Here is a 7,587-nt window from a genome sequence, read left to right on the forward strand (position 1 = left end):
GTTGATGGAAGCATTATACTACATTGGGACATTTTCCTTTGTGGTATATTAGGACATTATCATAAATGGTTCATACAGTAGTAAATCTCCGGTGGCATATGGTTGACATTGCCTCATAGGACTGTTAAATTATATTTATATATCTTAATACTTTTGAAAGGCTTGCTGACAAGAAAGGATAACCATATGATAAAGCGAGACTTAAAAGATAATTTTCAGATATCCATCAGCGGTCAGGATACCTGGTATGGCATGAGTGTACCCGGCTCCGCCATGGATACTTTTTGCAAAGAAGGAATTCTTCCAGATCCATATTATGGAATGAATGAGTACAAATGGACAGAATTCTGGAAAAATGATTTTGATATCAGAAGCACTTTTTCTGTAAGCGCAGAAGAGATTGCCAGCGAAGAGATTCTTCTTACCTTCTACGGAATTGATACTGTAGCAGATGTCTTTTTAAATGGAAAGAAGCTTGGACATACTGAGAACATGCACCGCACCTGGGTCTACCAGGTGAAAGAGCTGGTAAAAGAAGGCGAGAACCTTCTGGAACTCCATATCGCTTCCCCGGTAAAATTTATTGAGGCTTACAAACCGGAGAAAGGAAGAGAGATTCATCTTACCAACACCGGAACTACCCCTGGAAGCCAGTACATCCGTAAAGCACACTCCATGTTTGGCTGGGATTGGGGCCCAAAGCTTCCAGATGCCGGACTTTTCCGCGGTGTGGAGCTTTGCTGTTTTGATAATGCAAGACTGGGCGAATCCCTGATCCGCCAGGAGCATGTGGACGGAGCAGTGACACTTCATATTGGAAGTGAAATTGAGAAAGCAGATGGACAGGTTGTAAAAGCTGGAAATACTGCTATGCAGTCAAATGAAAATTCAGCAAAAAATATTGCCGCAGAGGTGAAAGAAAATACAGTAGAAAGTGTTGACAGACAGGTTCGGAAAAATGCAGCTGAAATCTCTGCAGCACAGCCCGGAATCAGCGGCTTACAGCTTTTCTACGAACTTCGTGACCCATCCGGCGCACTCCTCTACACCGGTACCAACTCTGATATAAACGTAATAAACCCTGCTTTGTGGTGGCCAAACGGCTACGGCAAACAGCCTTTATACACCCTGACAATCCAGCTGAAAGCCGGCGAGACCGTTCTTGATACCAGGGAATATCGCATAGGTCTGCGAACCGTCACGGTATCCCGTGAGGATGACCAGTGGGGGCAGGAATTTGCCATTATGGTAAACGGCGTAAAGATTTTTGCCCGGGGCGCAGATTACATTCCAGATGACTGCTTCTACCCAAGAATTACCAGAGAAATCCTGGAGCGCGATGTAAAAGCCTGCGTATTTGCAAACTTTAACTGTCTTCGCGTATGGGGCGGCGGATATTACCCATCCGACGAATTCTACGATCTCTGCGATGAATACGGAATTCTCCTTTGGGAAGATCTGATGTACGCCTGCAACATTTATGACGTAACACCGGATTTTGCAGAGAATATTGCAATTGAAGCAAAAGACAATATCCTCCGTTTCCGCAATCATGCCTGCCTTGGCCTGATCTGTGGAAACAATGAGCTGGAATGCGCATGGACAGACTGGAAGGACACCCAGGGACATGCACCGTCTCTTAAGAGAGACTACCTGTATCAGTTTGAATTCCTACTTGCAGATGTGGTAAAAGAAAACGCACCGGATGCATTCTACTGGCCGTCTTCCCCGTCATCAGGAGGAAGCTTCGACAATCCATGTGATGAGAACCGCGGCGATTGCCATTACTGGGATGTATGGCATGGTCAGAAACCATTCAGTGAGTACATGAAGCACTATTTCCGCTTCTGCTCCGAGTTCGGTTTCCAGTCCCTTCCATCTATCAAGACAGTAGAGACCTTTACTGAGGAAAAAGACCGAAACCTTTTCTCCAGAGTTATGGAGAGCCATCAGAAAAACCCGGCAGCAAACGGCAAGATCCTGTATTATTTATCCGAGACCTTCCGTTACCCGAAAGACCTGGAAAGCCTGATCTTCTTAAGCCAGATCCTTCAGGGATACGCCATGAAGGAAGCGACGGAGCATTGGAGAAGAAACCGTGGCAGATGTATGGGAAGTATTTACTGGCAGTTCAATGATAACTGGCCGGTTGCGTCCTGGTCCAGTATGGACTATTACGGAAGATACAAGGCCCTCCATTATATGGCAAAAGGCTTCTGCGACAATGTGGCAGGAAGCATTGAGAAAAAAGAGACTCACATGGGCTTCTGGATTTCAAACGAGACACTTGATCCGGTAACGGTAAAAGCGAAAATCGCTGTGAAAACACTGGATTTCCAGGTGATCGAGGAGCAGGAAGTATCCAAAGAAGTACCTGCACTCAGTGCGGAATGCCTGTTTGAGAAAGAATACAAGGAGTTGATCGCAGGTCGTGATGACAGCGTATTCTTTGTTGCCGAATATGAGTATGAACAGAACGGACAGAAGGTTTCCAAGAAAGAATTTGAGACATTTGTCCCAGTCAAATATCTGGAACTGAAAGATCCTGCATTTAAGGTAACTGAGAATGCAGACGGAAGCGTTTCCATTCAGACAGATACTTTTGTTCCGTATTGCATGCTGGAGGGAATCAGCGCGGATACCATCTGGAACGAGAATGTGGTTGCATTTACAGACAAGGAAGCAGTCACACTTGTGCCGGTAGAAGATCAGAAGATTTCCAAAGACGGCGTTCGGATTTACGATATTTATCATACATATCATTAATAAAGTGCGTGCGAAAATAGTAGTACATACGAATCGCATTCCGCATCAAAACATCAGATACTTAATTTTTGCTGGCAGACAGAAGTTTGTGGAAATTAAACACAAGTAAAAATAGAGTAATCACATAAAATGTTACGAGACATAGATCAATCAGGAGAATCGAAACACACATTTAAAAAATTCTCCTCACACATAATAGAGAAAGGTAGGCGTTTGCGAAACGCCACAACACCACATAAATACGGCATTTTTTGTTACCTAAAAACAAATAACTCCTCACTGGACATGGTATAATAGAGTTGACTAAAAACTATAAACCTACATCCAAGAAAGGAGTTATTCTGATACTTATGATACCATATAAACAGCTTTCTTTGGCAGATATTTTTTCAGATTGCCATGAAAAATTTGAAAATGACAAACCTGCTTTTCTTTCTCTATTAGAAACACATATCGATATTGATGAGTTAATTCCGATTTCTTTTAGAAATCATTTCTATGCATCGACAGGCAGAACCCGTAAATACCCTTTGCAAGCTTTTCTATGGGCTTTGATTATTCAGCGTATTTTTTCTATCCCTACGGATCAGCTTCTCTTGACTTTTCTCGCTTACTCAAAATCACTTCGGGAATTCTGCGGTTTTATTAAAGTCCCTGACGCTTCCAAAATCACCCGATTCAAACAGGATTTTTTAAATGACCTCCAGCTTGTTTTCGATAACCTTGTTGATGTTACCGAGCCTATCTGTCAGGCGATTGACTCTGCAAAAGCAGATATGACCATCTTTGATTCTTCCGGCATCGAAGCATTTGTTACCGAAAATAATCCCAAGTATGCTAACAGGATCATCAAGCAGCTTAAGGCATATGCGAAAGCTCAGGGCTTTGATAAATCCTATGATCCTTATAAAGCTGCCTATGGTTCCATGCCTTCTCATGCTTCTGCTAATCCTGAGATTAAGCAGCTCTATATCAATGGACATTTTTGCTATGTCTTTAAGTTCGGTATTGTCACCAACGGACTGGGCATCATCCGCCACATATCTTTTTATAACAAAAACTTTATGGCTTCACATCCTGATATCGTTGTCGAAAAGAAATCCGATTCCCCTGACGAAGATAAATGTGTTCATGATTCAAAGCTTTTAATCCCGACACTGAAGGACTTCTTTTCCAAGCATCCTTTGATTAATCCAAAAACCTTCCTGGGTGATGCTGCTTTCGATACCGCACAGCTCTATAAGAGCCTTCTTACCGGTGACACTTTTGGTAATGACAAACATTTCTCGAAAGCTTATATTCCGCTGAATGCAAGATCCGGACTTGAAAATCTGGATTATTCCATCAATGAAGATGGTATTCCGTGTTGTCCCCATGATCCTTCTTTACAAATGAAATACGAAGGCACTTCCAAACTTCGCAGTGGAGTAACAAGATATAAATTTGTCTGTCCAAAAATGAAATGGATTTATGATAAATCAACTCAAAAAGCCCATCGTCATTGTTTCTGTGACAACCCTTGTACCTCTTCTAAATGTGGGCGGATGGTCTACATCTACCCAGAAAAGAATCTTCGTGCTTATCCCGGAGCGATCCGCGGCACCGAAGAATGGGATGATACCTATAAAATCAGAACTGTTGTCGAAAGGGATATCAACCACATCAAAGACAATCTCTGTCTTGCAGGACGCCGAACCCAAAATGAGAAGACTCTGCATGCTGATCTGATTCTTGCCGGTATCACCCAACTTATTACTGTTGTTCTCGCAGATAAGATCAATCACCACGAATATATTCGAAGCTTAAAGCCTCTCATAGCATAGGACTTACCAACTTAATAAGCCCTATGGCTTATTTAAGTGTGCCTAAAATATTTCGTCATTTAACGTTTCTGCATTTATCATCTCCATTTATTGTGGATAACTGCTCTCATATTTCAAATTTGAGTTTCGCAATTACCTAAATAGAGAAAGGAATTACACCATGGGATTTAAGAAAGATTTTATCTGGGGCGGTGCAACCGCTTCCTACCAGGTAGAAGGCGCCGCTTATGAAGACGGAAAAGGCTTGAACATCTGGGATATTTTCTGCAAAGACGGTGGACACATTTATGAGAACCAGACAGGCGATGCAGCCTGCGACCAGTATCACCGCTACAAAGAAGACGTTCAGATCATGAAAGAAATGGGCATGAAAGCATACCGCTTTTCTCTTTCCTGGGCGCGCATCATGCCGGAAGGCACAGGCACAGTCAATGAAAAAGGTCTGAAATACTACGACAACCTGATCAATGAACTTCTGGACAACGGAATTGAGCCATTTGTTACCTTATATCACTGGGATCTTCCATACGCACTTCATTTACAGGGCGGCTGGATGAATCCAAATTCTCCATCCTGGTTTTACGAGTATGCAAAAGTAGTGGCAGAGCATTTCTCAGACAGAGTAAAGAATTTCTTCACCATCAATGAGCCGCAGTGCATAGTTGGCCTTGGATATCAGACCGGTGAGCATGCACCAGGCCTGAAGGTTGGCCCATCCGATTATTTCCGTATCTGGCACAACGTACTGAAAGCCCATGGACGTGCAGTAGAAGCGCTTCGTGAGTTCAGCAAACAGCCTGTAAAGATCAGTATGGCACCATGTGGAGCCCTTTATGTTCCGGAAACAAACAAGCCGGAAGATATTGAAGCCGCAAGAAAAGCAAACTTCAGTCTCCCGGAGAACTCCATCGGAGCCTGCAGCTGGGACGTTGCTCTTTGCTGTGATCCGGTTTATCTGGGACAGTATCCAGAGGATATTCTGAAAGAATTTGGACAGTTTTTCCCGAAAGTAACAGATGCCGATATGAAGCTGATTTCACAGCCACTTGATTTTTTGGGACAGAATATTTACAATGCCGTAACCGTTCGTGCTGGTGAGGATGGAAAAGCAGTCCGCGCAGCACGTTACGATGGTTTCCCACAGACTGCAATTGGCTGGCCGGTAACTCCGGAGGTTCTGTACTGGGCGCCAAAATTTATGCAGGAGCGTTATAAGAAGCCATTTATGATCACAGAGAATGGCATGGCTTCCCATGACTGGGTAGGTGTGGACGGAAAGGTTCACGACCAGGCCCGCGTAGATTTTATGGCTCGTTATCTTGGCGCTTACAAGCGTGCAGCTGAGGACGGTGTGGATCTGGCAGGATATTTCGCATGGTCCGTAATGGACAATTTCGAGTGGGCATACGGATATTCCCAGAGATTCGGACTTGTTTATACAGACTACAATACACAGAAGCGGATATGGAAGGATTCCGCATATTTCTACAAAAATATTATCGAAACAAACGGAGAAAATCTGTAATTCAGGAGGTTGACCATGGCAAATCAGAGGGGCAGAAAGAAAAGTATAGCAGCAGTTTTTACTGGTTGAAAAAGCAGTAGAAAACATATATAAAAAATAACTAAAAACCTTAAGTGTTTGAGAGGATACACATATGTTTGAGAATAATCTGTGGACGATGGAACCAGTTGGCAGACCGGAGAACACCATCCAGGGTGACAAATATCGTTTTACCCTGCTGACTCCCTGCCTGATCCGAATGGAATACAGGGAAGACGGTAAATTCGAAGACCGTCCTACCCAGGTTGTATGGAACCGTAAATTTAATCCGGTAGACTTCCGTGTGGAAAAGAAGGGGGAAGGCTTCGAGCTTTTTACCGACAGAATGCATGTTACTTATGCCGGCGGACCTTTTACCAAAAACAGTCTGAACTTAAACGCAGTAGGCGGTCAGAACGCCTATGGTGCAGTATGGTATTATGGGGAAAAAGGTGACAATCTTGGCGGAACCGCAAGAACTTTGGATGAGGTAGATGGGGAATGCCCGCTCCAGGAGGGAATTATGTCCAGAAGTGGCTGCTCTCAGATTGATGACAGCCATTCTCTGGTGCTGGATGAAAACGGATGGACTCAGGTGCGCACAGGAGATGGGGTGGACATTTATGTTTTCGCTTATGGAAATGATTACAAAGAAGCTTTGAATGATTTTTACCGTCTCACCGGAAAAACGCCTATGCTCCCAAGATATGCCCTTGGAAACTGGTGGAGCCGTTATTACGCTTACACAGAAGACAGCTACAAGGCGCTTGTAACCCGCTTTGAGAAAGAGAAGATCCCATTTTCTGTTGGTGTTCTGGATATGGACTGGCACCTGGTAGAGGAAGTGGACCCAAAATATGGCAGCGGCTGGACTGGATATACCTGGAACAAAAAGTACTATCCGGATCCGGAGCGTTTTATGAACTGGCTTCATGACCATGGAATGAAAATCTCTGTAAACCTTCATCCGGCTGGTGGAATCCGCGCCTTCGAGGAAGCATATCCGGCTATGGCGAAGGAACTGGGAGATGTAGATACCGAACACGAAGCTCCCATCGATTTTGACATCACAAGCCGCAAATTCCTGGAAGCATATTTCAAATGTGTGCTTCATCCAGAGGAAAACAAAGGCGTTGATTTCTGGTGGATCGACTGGCAGCAGGGCAATATCACGAAGGTCCCTGGTCTGGATCCTCTGTGGATGCTGAACCACTATCATTACCTGGACAATGCCCGCGATGGAAAACGTCCTCTTACTTTTTCCAGATATGCAGGACCTGGTTCACACAGATATCCGGTAGGATTTTCCGGCGACAGTATCGTAACCTGGGAGTCCCTGAATTTCCAGCCTTATTTTACCAGCACAGCTTCCAACATTGGATATGGCTGGTGGAGCCACGATATCGGCGGGCATATGCTTGGCTATCGAGACAATGAGTTGGCACTTCGCTGGGT

4 protein-coding genes are annotated in these 7,587 nt (G+C 44.2%); all 4 read left to right on the forward strand.

What is annotated here, in order from left to right:
• The first annotated feature begins 186 nt into the window (after nucleotides 1-186).
• Complete coding sequence (locus AB5170_RS15560) at nucleotides 187-2,766, forward strand: glycoside hydrolase family 2 protein (RefSeq protein WP_368361437.1); 2,580 nt, start codon at nucleotides 187-189, stop codon at nucleotides 2,764-2,766.
• Between the two features lie 350 nt (nucleotides 2,767-3,116).
• The gene (locus AB5170_RS15565; protein WP_148462436.1) at nucleotides 3,117-4,589 is read left to right on the forward strand and encodes a transposase; all 1,473 of its coding nucleotides are present in this window, start codon (nucleotides 3,117-3,119) and stop codon (nucleotides 4,587-4,589) included.
• A gap of 160 nt (nucleotides 4,590-4,749) precedes the next feature.
• Entirely contained in the window at nucleotides 4,750-6,114 is a 1,365-nt protein-coding gene (locus AB5170_RS15570) for a GH1 family beta-glucosidase (RefSeq protein ID WP_173716092.1), read from the forward strand.
• 133 nt (nucleotides 6,115-6,247) lie between these two features.
• Nucleotides 6,248-7,587 (forward strand): TIM-barrel domain-containing protein (locus AB5170_RS15575; RefSeq protein ID WP_368365097.1); only part of this gene is annotated, 1,340 nt, incomplete at its 3' end.

Origin of the sequence: Ruminococcus sp. RTP21484sp1_RTP21281st1_A8_RTP21281_210402, assembly GCF_040914025.1 — a bacterium.
GTDB lineage: Bacteria > Bacillota > Clostridia > Lachnospirales > Lachnospiraceae > Blautia_A > Blautia_A faecis.